This window comes from Pseudomonas sp. MYb2 (assembly GCF_002979955.1).
Classification (GTDB): Bacteria; Pseudomonadota; Gammaproteobacteria; order Pseudomonadales; family Pseudomonadaceae; genus Aquipseudomonas.
Window position 1 is genome coordinate 436,609 of sequence record NZ_PCQC01000003.1, and the last position, 18,961, is coordinate 455,569.

Below are 18,961 nucleotides of genomic sequence, written 5' to 3' on the forward strand. Positions count from 1 at the left end.
GGGAATGGCCAACCACTCCCGACGCACCTGACACCGACCGTGAGAAGTCGTGTGTGCCGAACGCCGTTTCCGGCAGCCCGGAAACCGACGGTACTACATGAAAAGAATGCTGATTAACGCAACTCAACCCGAAGAGTTGCGTGTTGCACTGGTAGATGGCCAACGCCTCTACGACCTGGACATCGAATCCGGTGCACGCGAGCAGAAGAAGGCCAACATCTATAAAGGCCGTATCACTCGCATCGAACCAAGCCTTGAGGCTGCCTTTGTCGATTTCGGCTCCGAGCGCCACGGCTTCCTGCCCCTCAAAGAAATCTCCCGCGAGTACTTCAAGAAAGCCCCTGAAGGCCGCGTCAACATCAAGGACGTCCTGAGCGAAGGCCAGGAAGTCATCGTTCAGGTCGAAAAAGAAGAACGTGGCAACAAGGGCGCTGCCCTGACCACTTTCATCAGCCTGGCCGGTCGTTACCTCGTGCTGATGCCGAACAACCCGCGTGCCGGCGGTATCTCCCGTCGCATCGAAGGCGAAGAGCGCAACGAACTGCGTGAAGCGCTGAACGGTCTGGTTGCGCCAGCCGACATGGGTCTGATCGTGCGCACTGCCGGCCTGGGCCGCAGCAGCGAAGAAATGCAGTGGGACCTCGACTACCTGCTGCAACTGTGGACCGCCATCAAAGAAGCCTCGCTGGATCGCTCCGCGCCTTTCCTGATCTACCAGGAAAGCAACGTGATCATCCGCGCCATCCGCGATTACCTGCGCCAGGACATCGGCGAAGTGCTGATCGACAGCGTTGAAGCCCAGGACGAAGCCCTGACCTTCATCCGCCAGGTGATGCCGCAGTACGCCAGCAAGATCAAGCTGTACGAAGACAGCGTTCCGCTGTTCAACCGTTTCCAGATCGAAAGCCAGATCGAGACCGCTTTCCAGCGCGTCGTTGAACTGCCTTCCGGCGGTTCCATCGTTATCGATCCGACCGAAGCCCTGGTGTCCATCGACATCAACTCGGCGCGCGCCACCAAAGGCAGCGACATCGAAGAAACCGCGCTGCAGACCAACCTTGAAGCGGCTGAAGAAATCGCCCGTCAGTTGCGCCTGCGCGACATCGGCGGCCTGATCGTCATCGACTTCATCGACATGACCCCTGCCAAGAACCAGCGCGCCGTGGAAGAGAAAGTCCGCGAATGCCTGGAAGCCGACCGCGCTCGCGTGCAGATCGGCCGCATCTCGCGCTTCGGCCTGCTGGAAATGTCCCGTCAGCGCCTGCGTCCATCCCTGGGCGAAAGCAGCGGCATCGTCTGCCCGCGTTGCAACGGCACCGGCATCATCCGTGACGTTGAATCGCTGTCGCTGGCGATCCTGCGCCTGATCGAAGAAGAAGCCCTGAAAGACCGCACTGCCGAAGTACGCGCTCAGGTGCCGATCCCGGTCGCTGCGTTCCTGCTCAACGAAAAACGCAACTCGATCACCAAGATCGAACTGCGCACCCGTGCCCGTATCGTCATTCTGCCGAACGATCACCTCGAAACGCCGCACTTCGAAGTTCAGCGTCTGCGTGACGACAGCCCGGAAGCCGCGACCAACCAGTCCAGCTACGAAATCGCTGCTGCCGCTGCCGAAGTCGAAGAAGTCCAGCCAGCCGCTGCGACCCGCACCCTGGTTCGCCAGGAAGCTGCAGTCAAGACTGCGCCGGCTCGTGCCAACGCTCCGGTGCCGACCGAAGCCGCCGCACCAGTCGCTGCTGCACCGGCTCCGGTTGCCGTGCCAGAACCGAGCCTGTTCAAAGGCCTGGTGAAATCGCTGGTCAGCCTGTTCGCCACCAAAGAAGAGCCAGTTGCCCCGGCCGTGGTTGAAAAACCGGCCGAGCGTCCGGCCCGTAACGAAGAGCGTCGCAACGGTCGTCAGCAGAGCCGCAACCGTAACGGTCGCCGCGATGAAGAGCGCAAGCCGCGCGAAGAACGTGCACCTCGTGAAGAACGTGCCCCACGCGAGCCGCGCGAAGAGCGCGCACCACGTGAAGCCCGTGAGCCACGCGAAGCTCGTACCGAAGCGCCAGCAGCCCGCGAAGAACGCGCACCACGCGCCCCTCGTGAAGAACGTGCACCACGTGCGCCGCGTGAAGATCGCAAGCCTCGCGGCGAGCGTGAAGAGCGTGTGCGTGAACTGCGCGAGCCACTGGACGCCGTTCCAGCTGCTGCAGCCGCCGTTGCCGTGACCGCTGAAGAGCGTCCGGCGCGTCAGCCACGCGAAGAGCGCGCACCGCGTCCGCCGCGTGAAGAGCGTCAACCGCGTGCCGAGCAGGCCGCTGCTGCCGTCGCTGAAGAAGAAGTGAACGTGAACGAAGAGCAACTGCCGGAAGACGGTTCGGAGAACGCCGAAGGCGATCGCCCACGTCGTCGTTCGCGCGGTCAGCGTCGTCGCAGCAACCGTCGTGAGCGTCAGCGTGATGCCAACGGCAACGTGATCGAAGGTTCGGAAGAATCCGAAGCCGGCGAAAACGCTGAAGAGCCTAGCACTGCCGATCTGGCCGCTGGCCTCGCTGTTACCGCAGCCGTTGCCAGCACCGTGATCAGCGCTCCGGCCGAAGCCCAAGCCCACGAGCAAGCCGAACGCGCCACCGCGGCCGTTGAGGAAACTGCTGCAGTAGAAGCGCCGGTTGTTGAAGCGACGACTCCAGTCGAAGTGGTTGCTGCTCCAGAAGTCGAAGTGGCACCGGTTCAGGAAACCCTGCCTCAGGTAGAGCCAGCGCCAGTTGTGGTTGCCGAGCCGGTGATTGAAACCGTCGCTGAAACCGTAACCGAAACCGTGCGTGAAGTTCGCGAAGAGCAGACTGCTTTCAACTGGGTTGCCGAGCCGGCTGTCGCTGAAACACCAGCGCCAGTGGTTGAAGCACCGGCTGTTGAAAAGCCTGTGTTTGAAGCGCCTGCGGTTGAAGCTCCTGTGGTTGAAGAGACCAAAGTTGCCGAGCCAGTGGTCGTTGCTGAACCAGCGCCGGTTGTCGAAGCACCTGTCGTTGCCGAAGCGCCAGCTCCAGTGGTTGAAGCACCGGCTCCGGTCAGCGCCCTGACCCCTAGCGGCCGCGCGCCAAACGATCCGCGTGAAGTGCGTCGTCGCAAGCGTGAAGAAGAGCGTCTGCAGAAGGAAGCCGAACTGGCTGCCGCTGCTGCTCCGGTCGCCGAAGTGGTCGAGGCAGCTCCTGCCCCGGTCGCTGAAGAAGCGGTGGTTGACGCGGTGATCGCTGAAGCACCACGCTCCGTTCAGGACGCGGTCGAGCAACACCAGGAGGCCGAGGAAAAAGAACACGAGCCTAAACCACTCGTGTAATTCCCGAAGCCGTTAAAAAGCCCCGCCTGATTATTCAGGCGGGGCTTTTTTTATGCCTGCAATTTAGGCCTTAGCGCTATCCCCTGTAGGAGTGAGCCTGCTCGCGATAGCGGTGTGTCAGTTGACACACATTTATCTGAACCACCGCTATCGCGAGCAGGCTCACTTCTACAGGGGATCTATGCATGGGTCAGGGGGTTGAGGAAATACCAGAGATTCCGGCACATCGATATCCCACAGCACTCCTGGATCATCGACGGCAATCTCCACCACCCTGCCCTGCTTGAACAATGGCCTCGCCCCACGATCACCGCTCAACGCCTGCAACCCCGCGCCAAACGAACGCCCAAACCCCACAGGATGACCAAACTCGCCCTCCTGCACCGGCACGCTCACCGCATCATCAGCAATCGCCTCGACCACCCGCTCGATACTCGACGGCAAGATAAACGGCATATCCCCCAGCACAATCAACCAGCCATCGGCATCTGGGCAAGCCGCAACGCCGGCGGCAATGCTGTCGCCCATCCCGGTCGATTCAATCGAAACAATATCGCAGCCATACGCCTGCGCCATACGCATTGCCTGCGGCCGTGCTTCGGTCGTGACCAACACGCGCTTTTCAAGACTCGAAGGCAAATTCACCAACACCTGCTCGATCACCGAACGCACCGCGCCATCCAGCCCAGCGCAATCGGCGAGCAACTTGTCCTTGTCCGCACCCGCCACCTGGCGAAAGCGGCTGCCCTCACCCGCCGCCAGCACAATCACTGCAATGGATCGACTCATGCGCCCTCCAGTGTTTTTTTCTGCTTCAACTCGACACCGTTCTTGATCGCGACGATCTCCGCCAACAACGACAAGGCGATTTCCGCCGGCGAATGACTGCCGATGTGCAAACCGATCGGCCCGTGCAAGCGATCAATCGCCTGTACCGACAAGCCTAGCTGAGCCAGATTCTCGCGACGCTTCTGACTGTTGACCCGCGAACCGAGCGCGCCAACATAAAAGGCAGGCGAATCGAGCGCCGTCAGCAGTGCCATGTCATCCAGACGTGGATCGTGAGTCAGCGCGACAATCGCTGTGCGTTCGTCGGTCTGGATACTCAACACTGCGTCGTCCGGCATGCCCGGGACGAAACGGCCGTGATGCTCTTCCCAGCCGTAGACGAATTCGGTGCGCGGATCGCAGATCAGCACTTCGAAATCCAGCAGCCGCGCCATGTCTGCGACGTAGCGCGACAACTGTCCGGCGCCGATCAACAACAATCGCCAGCGCGGGCCGTAGATAGCTCGCAGGGTTTTGCCGTCGAAGGCCAGCGAATCGGACTTGCTCGCCGCCGACAGCAGCACTTCACCGGTTTCAATGTTCAGCTCACGGGCAACGATCTCGTGCGCTTCACAACGCGCGAGCAATTCGGCAACCCATGCCGGATCGCCAACCCGCTCCTCGGTCAGCCGTAATGTGCCGCCGCAAGGCAACCCGAAACGCGCCGCTTCTTCACGGGTAACGCCGTAAGTGATCAACTGCACCGGCGGCCCATCGCTGGTGATTCGTCCGTCGTGCAGGCGGGCAATCAAGTCATCCTCGACACACCCGCCCGATACCGAACCGATCACCACGCCATCCTCACGCAAGGCGAGCATGGCACCGGGAGCACGCGGCGCCGTGCCCCAGGTCTGCACCACGCTGAACAGCACCACTCGCTGTCCGGCGCGGCGCCACTCGAGGACACTGCGCAGGACGTTGAGGTCGACGCTGTCCATCAGGCGCCTGCCTTCTGCCAGCCCTGCAACTGATAGCGCACCGGCAGATTGCGAATCCGCTGGCCGGTGGCCGCGAAAATCGCGTTACACAGCGCCGGCGCAATCGGCGGCACGCCCGGCTCGCCGACGCCGCCCAACGGCGCGTCGCCCGGTGGTGTCACCAGATGCACCGCGACTTCCTTCGGTGCCAGCGACATGCGCGCCACTTCGTACATATGGAAGTTGTCCTGCTGGACCTTGCCGTCCTTGAAGCTGATTTCACCCAGCACCGCATTACCAAGGCCCATGACGCAGGCGCCTTCGAACTGCGAACGAATGCGCTCAGGGTTGATCTGCGGCCCGCAATCCACGGCAATATCAGCCTTGTGCACGATCAACGAACCGTCGTCCTTGACTTCGACTTCAATCACCGCCGCCACGTAGGTGACGAAGCTGTAATGCACAGCGAGGCCCAGACCACGGCCCTTGGGTAGTTTGCGTCCCCAACCGGCAGCCTTCGCAGCCGTTTCCAGCACGGTGCGCATGCGTCCGGTATCGATCGGATAACGCTCGGGAGATTCGCCGTAGTTCCACTCCTCGCTCAGTGTGCGCGGGTCAATCTGCCGATCAGGGCCGAGCAGCTTGATCTGGTACTTGAGCGGATCCTCGCCGGCCTTGTGCGCCAGTTCATCGACAAAACTCTGGATGGCGAAACCATGGGGGATGTTCGACACCGAGCGATACCAGCCAACCCGCGTATGCACAGTCGCTTCGGGGTTTTCCAGACGCACATTGGGAATCGCGTAAGCCATGTTGGTAAAACCCATGCCCAGCTCGAAAGCTGCTTCATGGTTCATGCCCGGCGCGAACAGCGCGGTGATGCTCGGCGCGACGGTGCGATGCAACCAGCCGGACGGCATGCCGTCCTTGCCGACGCCGGCCTTGAGGTATTCGGCGGACACGGTATGGAAATACGAGTTGTGGATGTCATCTTCACGGGTCCACTGCACGCGCACGGCTTTGCCGGGAAACTCTTTGGCGAGAATCGCTGCTTCAACGACAAAGTCCGGTTTCGACTTGCGACCGAAACCACCGCCAAGCAAGGTGACATTGAACGTGACATTATCGAACGGCAGCCCAAGACGCTCGGCAATGCGCTCGCGGGTGACTTGCGGCGCCTGACTAGGCGCCCACGCCTCGCAAACCCCGCCCTGGTAACGGGCGATGGCGACCATCGGTTCCATCGGCGCCTGCGCCAGATGCGGCAGATAGTAAGACGCTTCAAGGGTGCTGGCCGCGCCACTCAACGCCTTGTCGATATCGCCAGTGTTGCGCACCACTTTGCCGGGTTTCAGCGCGGCGGCTTCCAGCTCCTTGCGATAGGCAATCGAGTCGTAACTAGCATTCGGGCCATCGTCCCACTCGATTTTCAGCGCTTCGCGGCCCTTGATCGCGGCCCAGGTATTGCTGGCCACGACGGCCACGCCGCCCAACGGCTGAAATTCCGAAGGCAGTGGGCGACCTTCAATCTGAATCACTTTGAGCACGCCGGGGACTTTCAGCGCGGCGCTGTCATCCAGCGATTTGACCTTGCCGCCGTAAACTGCCGGGCGCGCGATGGTCGCGTACAGCATGCCGTCGAAATGCACGTCGGCGCCGTACACCGCACGACCGTTGACGATGTCGTCGCCATCGATGGCTTTGGTGCCTTCCTTGCCGATGTAGCGGAATTCCGATGGCTGCTTGAGGCGCAGACTGTCACGCGCGGGCACCGCCAATGCACTGGCGGCAGCGGCCAGTTCGCCATAACCCAGTTCACGACCGGACGGTTTATGGATGACTTTATGCAACTGCGCATGACATTCACCGACCGGTACTTTCCACTGCGCAGCCGCCGCTTGCTCGAGCATTGTACGGGCCGCAGCGCCGCAACGACGCATCGGCTCATACCAGTGGCGCATGCTGCGCGAACCGTCGGTGTCCTGATTGCCGAAACGTACTTCATCGCCCGGCGCCTGCTGCACTTTGACGTGCGCCCAATCGGCGTCCAGTTCATCGGCAACGACCATGGTCAGACTGGTGCGTACGCCCTGGCCCATCTCCGAGCGGTTGCACACCACCGTCACCGTGCCGTCAGCGGCAATGCTGACATAGACTTTCGGATCATCGATCCAGCCGTTGGGCATGCCGTCGGCGCCGAACTTCTTTTCCTTCTCGTCGGCCAACGCATCCTGCCAGCCCCAACTCGCCGCCAGCACCAGCGCACCGGTGGCGCCGACGCCTTTGAGAAAACCCCGGCGGCTGAGATTGCTCAGGGCGAAATCATTCGGCAGACGGCTCATGCTTTTGCCTCCTTCAAATGCGTGGACGCCTGACGGATAGCGGTTTTGATCCGGTTGTAGGTGCCGCAGCGGCAAATGTTGCCGACCATCGCTTCTTCGATCTGCTCGTCGCTTGGGTTCGGATGGGTCTTGAGCAACGCGGTGGCCGACATGATCTGCCCACCCTGACAGAAACCGCACTGCGCGACGGCTGTGTCGAGCCAGGCTTGCTGGACGATCTGCCCGACCGGGTCGGCATGCAGGTTGTCGATGGTGGTGACGTTCTGGCCGATCACCGAGCCGATCGGGGTGATGCAACTGCGCGCCGGCAAACCGTCAATGTGGATGGTACACGCGCCACACAGGCCCATGCCGCAGCCGAATTTGGTGCCGTTGTAACCGGCAACGTCGCGGATAGCCCAGAGCAGCGGCATGTCTTCCGTGACATCGAGGGGATGGTCTTGACCGTTGAGTTTCAGGGTAATCATGGGCACGCCCGCATATTTATGATGGTTATGGGGTCGAGCAATCTGCCGCCGTTTAATCGGCGGTGGTTCACGCAGATCGACTCAGGCTAATCAGGCTCTCTTATGCCGACGCGAACGTCTGCACCGGGCCTTTGGTGGAGCAAATGACGGTTATCGTTAGCTCGCTAAGTTAACCCAGCGTTAACAAAAAAGCCCTGCACTTTTTCATCAGTGCAGGGCTTTGGATGGCGTCTGGAAAGCGTAGCCTCAATAGCGGTTGGGCTCCATTTCCAGTTCGACATTGAAACGTTCTGCAATGTCTTTCTGAATGCGTTGCGCCAGATCGAACAATTGCAGACCGGTCGCCGTGCCGTAGTTGACCAGCACCAGCGCCTGCAATTTATGCACGCCAGCATCGGCTTCGCGGAAACCCTTCCAGCCAGCGCGCTCGATCAGCCAACCCGCCGCAAGCTTCATCTGCCCGTCCGGTTGTGCGTAAGCCACCACATCCGGGTGCTGCGCTTTGATCTGCGCGACAGTGGCCGCCGACACCAGCGGATTTTTGAAGAAACTGCCGGCATTGCCGAGCACCGCCGGATCCGGCAGTTTTTCACTGCGGATGCTGCAGATGGCGCGGCTGACGTCAGACGGCGTCGGTTGCTCGATGCCCTGCTCGCTCAGGCGCTGACGCACCGGGCCATATTCCAGATGCAGATGCGCGACGCGATTGAGCGTGAAGCGCACCCGCAGAATCAGCCAACGCCCCGGTTGCTGTTTGAACAGGCTGTCGCGGTAGGCGAAGTTGCATTCCTCCAGGGTGAAATCACGTAGCTCGCCAGTCTGGCGATCCAGCGCCGTGAGCCCGGCAAACACATCCTTGATTTCGACGCCGTAAGCGCCAATGTTCTGCATCGGCGCAGCGCCAACGGTGCCCGGGATCAGGCTGAGGTTTTCCAGGCCGGAAAAACCCAGCGCCAGCGTGTGCTGAACAAACGGATGCCAAGGTTCGCCGGCTTCAGCTTCGATCACCACACGGCTGCCGTCATCGCTGATCACGCGAATGCCACGCGTCGCCATGCGCAAGACCAGCGCCGGGATATCTGCGGTCAGCAGCAAGTTGCTGCCACCGCCGATCACCAGCAATGGCACGTCGTGCGCCGTGGCATAAGCCAATGCCTCACGGACATCGGCGTCGCTGCGGGCTTCGGCGAACAGTTGCGCGCGAACATCGACGCCAAAACTGTTGAACGGTTTCAGGGAAACCTGCGGTTGCACCTGCAAACTCATAACCGGCCCTTCACTTCGATCAACAATTGGTCACACGCCGCTTCAATCAGATCCAGCACCTGCTCGAAACCCTGATCGCCGTCGTAATACGGGTCCGGCACTTCATCGACCAACCCGGCATAGCGGCGCAGGAACAGATCCAGCTCGGCTTTGCCGGTGGACGGTTGCAGGGCTTTGAGGTTGCGCAGGTTGCTGTTGTCCATGGCCAGAATCAGGTCGTAACTGGCGAAATCAGCACGGCTGACCTGCTGCGCACGTTGCGCCGACAGGTCATAACCGCGCACCTTGGCGGCGGCCTGGCTGCGTTTGTCCGGCGGGTTGCCGACGTGCCAGTCACCGGTGCCGGCGGAGGCCACTTCGACCTGATCCGCCAGCCCGGCTTCACGCAATTTATAGCGCAACACACCCTCGGCCGTGGGCGAACGGCAAATGTTGCCCAGGCACACAAACAGAACGCGCATCAGGCCCCCAGCAGGCGACGAACGCGCTCGAGGTCTTCAACGGTGTCGACGCCGGTTGGCGGCGCAATCAGCGCGTCGGCGACGTGAATCCGCACGCCGTGCCACAGGGCCCGCAATTGCTCGAGGGATTCGGTGTTTTCCAGCCAGCACGGGCCCCAGCTCACGAAATCCTGGAGAAAACCGGCACGATAGGCGTAGATGCCGATGTGGCGACGGTACGGCACGCCTACCGGCAATTGCTCGCGGCTCTTGGCGAACGCATCGCGCGCCCAAGGCAACGTCGCACGGCTGAAGGTCAGCGCCAGACCGTTGATGTCGCTGACGACCTTGACCACGTTCGGGTTGAACAGGGTGTCGACGTCCTCGATCGGCTCGGCCAGCGTGGCCATGCGCGCTTCGGTGTGGGCAGCGAGGTTGGCAGCGACCTGATCGATCACGCTTGGCGGGATCAGCGGCTCGTCACCCTGCACGTTGACCACGATCGCGTCGGGCTCAAGGCCCAGTTTCGCAGCGACTTCGGCCAGACGATCAGTGCCGGAATTGTGATCTTCACGGGTCAGCACCACTTCGGCGCCAAAGCCTTTGCAGGCCTCGACGATGCGCGCATCGTCAGTGGCAACGACCACGCGGGTCGCGCTACTTTTGCTCGCCTGTTCCCAGACGTGCTGGATCATCGGCTTGCCGGCGATGTCCAGCAGCGGCTTGCCCGGCAGGCGGGTCGAGGCGTAACGCGACGGGATGACAACGGTGAAGGCGGTGGTCATTTATCCAGACGCTCGTCGGTGGTCAGGGTGCGGGCTTCGCTTTCGAGCATCACCGGGATGCCGTCGCGGATCGGGTAAGCCAGGCCGGCGCCCTTGCTGATCAGCTCGGTCTTGTCGGCACTGAGCTTGAGCGGGCCTTTGCAGATCGGGCACGCGAGGATGTCGAGCAATTTGGTGTCCATGAACTTTCCCTGGATAAAAGAATTAAGGCAAAAGCCGATCGGGTAACAGGCGCATCAGCTGTGTGTCGAACCAGGCCACGAAGGCCGGCGACGGCACGGCATCGACCGCCAGATACCACCAGTCGGCAGCAGCGAAGGCACGGCACTTCACCGCGTCCTTTTCGGTCATCACCAACGGCAATGACGGTGTGAAATTCAAGGCCTGCACGCTGTATTCGGCGTGATCGGCAAACGCGTGCGGGACTGCTCGCCAGTCTAGCGCTTCGAGGGTATTGAAGAAACGCTGCGGATTGCCGATCCCGGCGACCGCGTGCACGCTCTGGCCGGGCGCAAAGTGTTCGAGCGGCTTGCGCTCGCCGCTGCGCAGGTTGACCAGCGCCGTCGGCTGCAGATGGAAGGCAAATCCGTCGTCGCGATCTGCAGTGGCGCCGTTGAACAGCACGCCGTCGACGCTTTGCAGACGTTCGATCGGTTCACGCAGCGGGCCTGCCGGCAAGCAGCGTTTATTGCCGAGACCACGGGCGGCATCGATCAGCACCAGCTCCAGATCCCGCGCCAAACGATAATGCTGCATGCCGTCATCGGAGAGGATCAGATCCAGCGGTTCACTGGCGAGCAAGGCTTTGACCGCAGCGCTGCGATCCGGGTCGATCATCAGCGGCACGCCGGTGCGCTGGACGATCAGCAATGGCTCGTCGCCAGCGACGTCAGCAGTTTGATCGGCCTCGACGCGCCACGGCAGTTGCGGCGGCTTGGCGCCGTAACCACGGCTGACCACGCCAACGCGCAAACCACCGCGCCGGCAATGCTCGATCAGCCAGAGAATCATCGGTGTCTTGCCGGTGCCGCCAACGGTGATGTTACCTACCACAATCAACGGCACGGGTGGCTGGTAGATCTCGCCTACACCGTCGAGAAAGCGCTGGCGTTTACCCACCACCACACGGCGATACAACATTTCCAGCGGCCGCAGCAGCGTCAGGGCCGGGTGCCCCTGATACCACGCAGCGAGCAAACGATCGGACAGGCTCATCAGGATTTCGGCGCAGCCTCAACCGTGGTCATGCGCAGATGGCTGAAACCGAGCTTGCCGGCGGCGTCCATGGCGGTGATCACTGATTGATGCTGAGTCTTGCCGTCGGCACTGATCGACAACGGCATGTTGGTGTCACCGTTGGATTCTTTCTGCATGGCTTCCATCAACGTCGCCAGATCGTTTTTCGGCAGAATCTTGTTGTTCACCGAAAACACGCCTTCGGCGCTGATGGCGACATCCAGTTGCTTGAGCTGCTGGTCTTCGGCCGGCGAGCCGCTGACCGCTTCCGGCAGATCGACGCGCAACTGGGTTTCACGGGTAAACGTGGTGGTCACGACGAAAAACAGCAGCAGAATGAACACCACGTCGATCAGCGACGCGAGGTTGATATCGATGGTTTCCCGAGGCTTGCGACGGAATTTCACGCGCGGCCCTCGGCCAGATCGACGTCACGGTCGCCCTGCACCACTTCAACCAGCTTGATCGCTTCCTGTTCCATACCCACCACCAGCTCATCGATACGGCGTTGCAGGAACCGGTGGAAGAACACCGCCGGAATACCGACCATCAGGCCTGCCGCAGTGGTGATCAGCGCTTTGGAAATACCACCGGCCAATACCGAAGCGTTGGTGGTCATGCCTGAGCCAGTGAATGCGCTGAAGATATCGATCATGCCCAGCACCGTACCCAGCAGACCGAGCAACGGCGACATCGCAGCGATGGTGCCCAGCGCATTGACGTAGCGCTCGAGTTCGTGAATGACCCGGGCGGCGGCCTCTTCAATGCACTCTTTCATGATCTCGCGACCATGCTTGGAATTCGCCAGACCGGCGGCGAGGATTTCCCCCAGCGGCGAATTGGCGCGCAATTCCTTGAGTTTTTCTTTATTGAGCTGCTTGTCCTTGATCCAGACCCAGACCTGACCCAGCAGATGCTCGGGGGTGACGCGACTGGCGCGCAGGGTCCACAGACGCTCGGCGACAATCGCCATGGCCGCGATGGAACTCAAAATGATCGGCAACATCATCCAGCCGCCGGATTTGACCAATTCCCACACAGTGACAGTCCCCTCGAAAAAGTGCGCCACTTTACCATACCGGTCAGCGATTAAGACCCGCCGCCCCGACGACCGTAATGTCGAGTTCGCCTGCGCCCCGATCAACGGGCGACTGCCGGCGGATCCCGCCAGAAACGCCGCTGTTGACGCATCGCCCAGGGCGGTTTGAAGCGGCCCAGTTGCAGATGAATGGCGCCTAGTTCGGCACTGTCGTAAATGCGCAAACCCTGTTTGCGATAGCGCGCCAGCACGGTCGGGTGCGGATGGCCGAAGGAATTGCCATGGCCTCGGGAGATCAGCACCGACTCGGGCCGCAACGTTTGCAGCAGCGCCATGGATGAGGAGCTGCGGCTGCCATGATGGGGTGATTGCAGCCATTGCGTCGGCACAGCCATCGGGCTGTCGAGCAGGCTTTGTTCCGCGTGGGTATCGATGTCGCCGGTCAGCAGGATTCGCTCACCATTGGCTTCGATCTGCAACACGCAGGAGCGCTGATTGCTGTCGTGGGCATCCGCCCATTGCCAGAGCTGAAAGCGCACGCCGTCCCATTGCCATTGCGCGCCACTTTTGCAGACTTCAGCGCTCAATTCGGCGGGCAGCCCCGGCGGATCGCCGCTCAGTACCCGGACGACCTTCATGCCACGTGTAATCGCCAGCGCACCGCCCGCGTGATCGGCATCGGCGTGACTGAGCAGCATCAGATCGAGTTTCTCCACGTTGAGTTTGCGCAGCGCCGGCAACACCACACGTTCGCCGAGATCGAAATCACCGAAACGTGGGCCAGCGTCGTACAGCAGCGTGTGGTGACGGGTTCTGATCAGGATCGCCAGACCCTGGCCGACATCCAGTTGCCAGACATCGGCCAGGCCCTCGTTCAAGCGCTCGCGCGGCGGCACCACCAGAATCAGCAGCAACGGCCAGCCCAGCAGCCGCATCGGCACACCACGGGGCAACAGCAACAACATCGCGCCGAGGCTGCCAATGGCCCAGACCCAAACGGGTATCGAAGGCGCAACCCATGCCGGCCATAGCCCGGCAATCAGCGCCAGCGCTCGAAACAGCCAATTGATCAAACCACCGGCCAGCCACAGCAGCCCTTCGCCGACATAAGGCACCGACAGCAGTAAAGTCCCGAGCAGCGCCGGCGGCAGCACCAGCAGACTGACCCAAGGCACCGCCAACAGATTTGCCAGCGGCCCACTGAGACTGATCGGCAGGTTCAACGCCAGCAGCACCGGGCATAAACCGATGGCGATCAACCACTGCGCGCGCGTCCAGGCCTGCCACCAGCGCCACGCGCCCAAACGACCGCCGAAGGAGAAGATCAGCACCGCCACTGCTGCAAACGACAGCCACAAACCCGGACGCAGACTGGCGAGCGGATCGAGCAACAGCACACCATTAAAGGCCAGCAACAGCGGCCACCATGCCCCCAGATGGCGAAAACGCAGGCGCCACAACAACACCAATCCCACCATCACGCAGGCGCGCTGCACGGGCACCTCGAAACCGGCGAGCAAGCCGTAACCGAGCGCTGCTGCAAACGCCAGTCCACAAGCCCACGGCAGCCATGGCCAACGCAGCGGCCACAGCCCGTACCGCGCGAGCCCGGCGACCAGCAAATACATCACCGCCGCCAGCATCCCGATGTGCTGACCGGAAATCACCAGCAAATGCACGGTGCCGGTGTCCTGCAGAATCTGCCAATCCTCACGACTGAGCGCTGAACCATCGCCCAGCACCAACGCCGCCAGCGCACCGGCCCGACCGTGCGCGTCCACCGCGAGCAAGCGCTGACGAATGCCGTCGCGCCAGGCCCACCGGGCTTCGCTGAGGCGCTGCCCATCCTTGATCGTGCCCGTCGCACCGATGCGTTGCGCCAACAGCCACGCTTCATGATCGAAAGCATCCGGGTTGAGCAAACCATTCGCACGCTTGAGTTTGACCGCCAGCCGCCAGCGCTCACCGCTGTTGACCGGCGGCCCGGCATACCAGGCCAGACGCATCCGCGTGGGCAATTTTTCGTGACGAGAGCGGGCATCAACCAACTCGAAACGCACCACGCCGTCCGCGTTTTGCGGCAAACCGACCACACGCCCTTCGAGCCAGCGGGTTTCGCCATCCAGACGCGCCGGCAGTCGATCATTCAAGGCCCACTGCGCGCTGACACAGGCCCAAGTGAAGCCGAACAGCAAAAACGCCAACGGATAGCTGCGAAACGGCAGCAACATCAAACCCAACACCGGTAACAGCAACATCCACCCGACCGACGGCAATGCCGGTAAAAACATCGGCACCAGCAGACCGACTGCCAGCGCCATCATCCCTGTGCGCATAAGCCCGTCCTTGAGAGTCCCGCACTTAGGCATAGCGGGTGTCAGGCACGTCCGTCGTCAACAATTGTCACAAAGTCTGAATGGGCGCCTCGTAGAATCCAGACATACTTGCCGCCTTAACCGACCGAGAAGCCTTATGCCCCGGCGCTTATTCAAACGTTACATGCCCGACCCGACGAGCATCAGGGAACACAAATCCTTACGCTTTCTCGGCAAGTTGCTGCATGACCCGAACCTCTGGCACCTCAATCGCCACTCTGTCGCACGGGCGATGGCGGTGGGCTTGTTTGCGGCTTTCCTGCCGATTCCCGCGCAGATGCTGGTAGCGGCGGCGCTGGCGATCACTGTTCGCGGCAACATGCCGATTGCCGTCAGTCTGGTCTGGCTGACCAATCCGGTCACCATGCCGGCGGTGTTCTTCTGCACCTATCAGGCGGGAGCGTGGTTGATGGATGTGCCTGCCCGGCATCTGCCGGATGAGCTGACCTGGGAATGGATCAGCGGCGAGTTGTCGACGTTGTGGCAGCCGTTTCTGCTCGGCTCGGTGGTAGTGGGGTTGGTGCTAGGCGCCCTCGCCTATTGCCTGGTGATGATGTATTGGCGCTGGTGGGTCGCGCGGCAATGGGCGCGGCGCAAGAAAAACCGCATGCGCTGAATGCAAAACGGCCTCCGCAGTGGGAGGCCGTTTTGATTGGTGGCGTCTGGATTGGCCCCATCGCGAGCAGACTCACTCCTGCATTGGAATGCGTTCCCCTGTAGGAGTGAGCCTGCTCGCGATGGCCACGACTCGGTCTGAAGTCAGGTACGCATCCCGCGCCCACTCACCAGCAACCGTGCACAACCGAGGTACAGCACAACCGTCGCCACCAGCATGAAGGTGATCGCTATACCGATCTTGATATCCGACACACCCAGAATGCCATAACGGAACGCATTGACCATGTGCAGCACCGGGTTGGCCAACGAAACGGTCTGCCAGAACGGCGGCAGCAACGTGATCGAATAGAACACGCCACCCAGATACGTCAGCGGCGTCAGCACGAACGTCGGGATGATCGAAATATCATCGAAGTTGCGCGCAAACACGGCATTGATAAAGCCCAGCAACGAAAAGATTGTTGCTGTCAGCACCACCACAAGGATGGTCACGCCCAGGTGATGCACCTGCAAATGGGTGAAGAACAGCGACAGAATCGTCACGATCACGCCCACCATCAGGCCACGCAAGACGCCGCCAATGGTGAAGCCGATCAGAATCGTGTGCGGCGACACCGGCGACACCATCAATTCCTCGATGGAGCGCTGGAACTTGCTGCCGAAGAAACTCGAGACCACGTTGCCGTAAGAGTTGGTGATCACCGACATCATGATCAACCCCGGCACGATGTACTCCATGTAGGTGAAGCCACCCATGTCGCCGATCTGCCGACCGATCAGGTTGCCGAAGATCACGAAGTACAGAACCATGGTGATCGCCGGCGGCAGCAGGGTCTGCGGCCAGATCCGCGTGAAGCGTTTGACCTCGCGGTAAACGATGGTCTGCAGGGCGACGAGGTTGGGACGCAATTCAGAACTCATACCGCTACCTTCGACAGATTTTTCTCCACCAGGGACACGAACAGCTCCTCAAGGCGATTGGTTTTGTTGCGCAGGCTCAGCACTTCAATGTTCTGCAGCGCCAATTGGCTGAACAACGCCGTGATGCCCATGGATTTGTCGACCTGAACCTCCAGCGTATGGCTGTCGATCAACCGGGCCGGATAACCGAGCAATTGCGGCGTGACGCTCAAGTCGTTTTTCAGGTCCAGCAAGAAGGTTTCCACGTGCAGCTGGCCCAGCAATTGTTTCATGCTGGTGTTCTCGACAATGGTGCCGTGGTCGATGATGCCGATGTTGCGGCACAACTGCTCAGCCTCTTCCAGATAGTGCGTGGTGAGGATGATGGTGATGCCTTTCTGGTTCAGTTCGGTAAGGAACGTCCACATTGAGCGGCGCAGCTCGATGTCGACGCCTGCGGTCGGTTCATCGAGGATCAGCAGACGCGGTTCGTGCACCAGCGCACGGGCAATCATCAGGCGCCGCTTCATGCCGCCGGACAACGAACGCGACGGCACATCGCGCTTGTCCCACAGGCCCAGTTGCGTCAGGTACTGCTCGGCGCGTTCCTTGGCGATCTTCGCCGGAATGCCGTAGTAACCGGCCTGAGTCACGACGATGTCGAAAGTCTTCTCGAACTGGTTGAAGTTGAATTCCTGGGGCACCACGCCGATCGAGCGCTTGAGCTGCGCAGGATTCTTGTCCAGGTCATGACCGAAGATATTCACCGTGCCGCTGGTCTTGTTCACCAGGGTCGAGAGAATGCCGATGGTCGTGGATTTGCCGGCGCCGTTGGGGCCGAGCAAGGCGAAAAAATCACCTTCGGCGACGTCCAGATCGATACCACTCAAGGCCTGGAACCCGTTGCCGTAGGTTTTGGTTAGCTGCCGGATGGACAGAGCGGAACTCATATCTGATTTACGCACCATTGAAGGAAAAAAGGAGACGGCGGCGAGGGATCGAACCGCAGCGCAAGTGCGCAATGGTGCTTGCCGCCGCCGTACAAGTACAGTCAAGTGTGTCGATAGTAGGTATTAAGTCAACGCGGTCATAACCGCTTTTTGGTAGGCCGGACGTTGCTTCAGGCGTTCGTACCAGGCTTGCAGATGCGGTTGCGGCGCGCGTTCGATGGGCATCTCGAACCAGGCATAAATGAAACTGCCGAGCGGGATATCGCCCATGCCGATATCTGTACCGGACAGATACGGTTGGCTGGCGAGTGCCTGATCGACCATGTTCAGCAACTCGTTGCATTCCTTGATCGCGGCGTTGATTGCCGCCCAGTCCTGCTTGTCCGCGGCCGTGCGCAGCACACCCCAGAACACCGTGCGAAAAGGCCCGGCGAAACTCGACGTGGTCCAGTCCATCCACTTGTCAGCGCCGGCACGGACTTGCGGATCCGCCGGATACCAGGCGCTGTCGGGCGCATGTCTGGCCAGCAGATAGCGAACGATCGCGTTGGATTCCCACAACACGAAACCGTCGTCTTCGATCACCGGCACCCGGCCGTTCGGGTTCATCGCCCGGTACTCGGGTGTGTCGACAACGCCGAATGCGCCGCCGGCATCGATCGCCTCGTAGGCCAGGCCAAGCTCTTCAGCAGCCCACAATGGCTTCCGGACATTCGATGAGTTTTTCCGTCCCCAGATCTTCAGCATGACCGCCTCTTTTCAAATGAGTGGGCAGGCAGCATACGCCGGATCAGACACGTCTCACATCACTGTGCATATCGCCCAGCAATGGCGGCTGCTGATCGGTGAACAGATGCGGATAGCACTTTTGCAGATGCTCGAAGAAGAAGGTTTCCGGCACGTCGGCGAATTGGCCGTGATCGACCAGATACTCCATCAACTGCGCGCCATCACGGTTGTAGGGGTGGAAAACGCTGTCATTGATACCGTCGAACTCCAGTGGAGCGACGTTGAACAGTTCACAGAGTTTCTGGTTGAACGCCGGTGTGGCCTTCACCCAACGATCGTTGAGGAAAAACTCGGTGTAGCCGTGCATAGCGAACATGTCGCTTTTCAACAACTCAAGCAGGCGCGGCGTCGACAGGTGGTTTTTCACATCGGCCAGGCCGATCCGCGCGGGGATTCCGCAATGCCGCGCGCAACCGGCGAGCAGCGTGGCTTTCGGCACGCAATAACTCTCCCCCGTCGCCAACGCATAGCTGCCGCGCAAGGTCTGCGGATCGCGACTGAAGGTGTAGGGGTTGTAGCGCACGGCCTCGCGCACGGCGTAATAAAGGCTGATCGCCTGCGCGAGCGGATCGCGACTGACCCCACGATGCTGTTCGGCGAACTCCACCACCGCCGGGTGGTCACTATCGATGAAGCGGCCGGGACTCAGATACTCGTGCATGACGACAATCTCCTGAATGAGCCTGG

18 protein-coding genes are annotated in these 18,961 nt (G+C 61.1%); 2 read left to right on the top strand and 16 right to left on the bottom strand.

All coding sequences use genetic code 11. The features are described 5' to 3' along the window. The first annotated feature begins 97 nt into the window (after window positions 1–97). Window positions 98–3,322, top strand: a complete 3,225-nt coding sequence (gene rne / locus CQ009_RS07235) for a ribonuclease E (RefSeq protein WP_105705303.1) — start codon at window positions 98–100, stop codon at window positions 3,320–3,322. A 168-nt stretch (window positions 3,323–3,490) separates the two neighbouring features. Here the strand turns inward: rne and CQ009_RS07245 are convergent, their stop codons facing one another. The 12 genes from CQ009_RS07245 to CQ009_RS07300 form a co-directional block, all read right to left on the bottom strand. Beyond that, complete coding sequence (locus CQ009_RS07245) at window positions 3,491–4,111, bottom strand: nucleotidyltransferase family protein (protein WP_105705305.1); 621 nt, start codon at window positions 4,109–4,111, stop codon at window positions 3,491–3,493. Next, complete coding sequence (locus tag CQ009_RS07250; RefSeq protein WP_105705307.1) at window positions 4,108–5,088, bottom strand: XdhC family protein; 981 nt, start codon at window positions 5,086–5,088, stop codon at window positions 4,108–4,110. The genes CQ009_RS07245 and CQ009_RS07250 overlap by 4 nt, the downstream gene beginning before the upstream one ends. Then, window positions 5,088–7,409, bottom strand: a complete 2,322-nt coding sequence (locus CQ009_RS07255) for a xanthine dehydrogenase family protein molybdopterin-binding subunit (RefSeq protein WP_105705309.1) — start codon at window positions 7,407–7,409, stop codon at window positions 5,088–5,090. The genes CQ009_RS07250 and CQ009_RS07255 overlap by 1 nt, the downstream gene beginning before the upstream one ends. Continuing rightward, window positions 7,406–7,876: a (2Fe-2S)-binding protein gene (locus CQ009_RS07260; protein ID WP_064391517.1), complete on the bottom strand. Its 471-nt coding sequence runs from the start codon at window positions 7,874–7,876 to the stop codon at window positions 7,406–7,408. The genes CQ009_RS07255 and CQ009_RS07260 overlap by 4 nt, the downstream gene beginning before the upstream one ends. A gap of 246 nt (window positions 7,877–8,122) precedes the next feature. After that, on the bottom strand, window positions 8,123–9,142 hold the full coding sequence (gene murB, locus CQ009_RS07265; protein ID WP_105705312.1) for a UDP-N-acetylmuramate dehydrogenase: 1,020 nt from the start codon (window positions 9,140–9,142) through the stop codon (window positions 8,123–8,125). After that, window positions 9,139–9,603 carry a low molecular weight protein-tyrosine-phosphatase gene (locus tag CQ009_RS07270; RefSeq protein ID WP_064391519.1) on the bottom strand — a complete coding sequence of 155 codons (465 nt, stop codon included), beginning with the start codon at window positions 9,601–9,603 and terminating at the stop codon, window positions 9,139–9,141. Before CQ009_RS07270 ends, murB begins: the two co-directional genes overlap by 4 nt. Then, entirely contained in the window at window positions 9,603–10,367 is a 765-nt protein-coding gene (gene kdsB / locus CQ009_RS07275) for a 3-deoxy-manno-octulosonate cytidylyltransferase (RefSeq protein ID WP_105705315.1), read from the bottom strand. Before kdsB ends, CQ009_RS07270 begins: the two co-directional genes overlap by 1 nt. Then, window positions 10,364–10,549 (bottom strand): Trm112 family protein, encoded by a 186-nt coding sequence (locus CQ009_RS07280; RefSeq protein ID WP_003174668.1) that lies wholly within the window; start codon window positions 10,547–10,549, stop codon window positions 10,364–10,366. The genes kdsB and CQ009_RS07280 overlap by 4 nt, the downstream gene beginning before the upstream one ends. A gap of 22 nt (window positions 10,550–10,571) precedes the next feature. Continuing rightward, window positions 10,572–11,582 (bottom strand): tetraacyldisaccharide 4'-kinase, encoded by a 1,011-nt coding sequence (gene lpxK / locus CQ009_RS07285; protein ID WP_105705317.1) that lies wholly within the window; start codon window positions 11,580–11,582, stop codon window positions 10,572–10,574. After that, window positions 11,582–12,010 carry a biopolymer transporter ExbD gene (locus CQ009_RS07290; protein WP_105705320.1) on the bottom strand — a complete coding sequence of 143 codons (429 nt, stop codon included), beginning with the start codon at window positions 12,008–12,010 and terminating at the stop codon, window positions 11,582–11,584. The genes lpxK and CQ009_RS07290 overlap by 1 nt, the downstream gene beginning before the upstream one ends. Further along, entirely contained in the window at window positions 12,007–12,642 is a 636-nt protein-coding gene (locus CQ009_RS07295; protein WP_007908216.1) for a MotA/TolQ/ExbB proton channel family protein, read from the bottom strand. The genes CQ009_RS07290 and CQ009_RS07295 overlap by 4 nt, the downstream gene beginning before the upstream one ends. Before the next feature lie 101 nt (window positions 12,643–12,743). Further along, a complete protein-coding gene (locus tag CQ009_RS07300; RefSeq protein ID WP_105705323.1) occupies window positions 12,744–14,978 on the bottom strand; it encodes a DNA internalization-related competence protein ComEC/Rec2 in 2,235 nt (744 codons plus the stop codon). A gap of 136 nt (window positions 14,979–15,114) precedes the next feature. On the opposite strand from CQ009_RS07300, the gene CQ009_RS07305 reads away from it, so the two are divergent. Further along, window positions 15,115–15,633, top strand: a complete 519-nt coding sequence (locus CQ009_RS07305; protein WP_105705325.1) for a DUF2062 domain-containing protein — start codon at window positions 15,115–15,117, stop codon at window positions 15,631–15,633. Between the two features lie 143 nt (window positions 15,634–15,776). Here CQ009_RS07305 and CQ009_RS07310 read toward each other — a convergent pair whose 3' ends face one another. The 4 genes from CQ009_RS07310 to CQ009_RS07325 all read right to left on the bottom strand — a co-directional run bounded on the left by CQ009_RS07310 (window position 15,777) and on the right by CQ009_RS07325 (window position 18,935). Further along, complete coding sequence (locus CQ009_RS07310) at window positions 15,777–16,556, bottom strand: ABC transporter permease (protein ID WP_064391527.1); 780 nt, start codon at window positions 16,554–16,556, stop codon at window positions 15,777–15,779. Further along, a complete protein-coding gene (locus CQ009_RS07315) occupies window positions 16,553–17,485 on the bottom strand; it encodes an ABC transporter ATP-binding protein (protein WP_064391529.1) in 933 nt (310 codons plus the stop codon). The genes CQ009_RS07310 and CQ009_RS07315 overlap by 4 nt, the downstream gene beginning before the upstream one ends. Window positions 17,486–17,608: 123 nt before the next feature. Beyond that, window positions 17,609–18,232, bottom strand: a complete 624-nt coding sequence (locus CQ009_RS07320; protein WP_105705329.1) for a glutathione S-transferase family protein — start codon at window positions 18,230–18,232, stop codon at window positions 17,609–17,611. 43 nt (window positions 18,233–18,275) lie between these two features. Continuing rightward, window positions 18,276–18,935: a transglutaminase family protein gene (locus tag CQ009_RS07325; protein ID WP_105705332.1), complete on the bottom strand. Its 660-nt coding sequence runs from the start codon at window positions 18,933–18,935 to the stop codon at window positions 18,276–18,278. Window positions 18,936–18,961: the final 26 nt, after the last annotated feature.